Origin of the sequence: Mycobacterium simiae, from assembly GCF_008370645.1 — a bacterium.
In the GTDB taxonomy this organism is placed as follows: Bacteria; Actinomycetota; Actinomycetes; order Mycobacteriales; family Mycobacteriaceae; genus Mycobacterium; species Mycobacterium simiae_A.
The window spans coordinates 1-369 of sequence record NZ_VTZN01000575.1 but is presented as its reverse complement, the minus strand read 5'-3'; the positions used below and the strand labels follow the sequence as shown (position 1 = coordinate 369).

1 pseudogene is annotated in these 369 nt (G+C 52.0%); it reads left to right on the top strand.

The features are described from left to right. Positions 1 to 268: pseudogene (locus F0Q45_RS28450) on the top strand (hypothetical protein); the annotation flags it as partial. Between the last annotated feature and the right edge of the window lie 101 nt (positions 269 to 369).

The window sequence follows — 369 nt, the reverse complement described above, 5'->3', positions numbered from 1 at the left end:
GGCTACACTGGCCACCGAGATTCATCGACAACTGACGCAGGATAGCGTCAATGAACTCCGGCATACAGCGGAAGTAAGAGATGTTCAGCGCATTGTCGCTTCAATTCCAATCCACCGACTTCGAGAAGAGGGGGTTCTCGACATGCTCCTAGAAATGGCGGACCACAAACGCGGCGGGGATTCTGGCAATATGGAGAAGAGTTTTTCGAGCATGGCGCTGGATGAGCTTATGGACTTCGCTCAGAGCGATGATAGCGATTACGAATAATAATGGCTTCCGAAATCGATAGGGTAACCAAAGTCCTGCAACAGTCGCTAACACGCATAGAGCGACTGAAGCGACAGAACCGCGCTCTTCGTGCGCGTCTC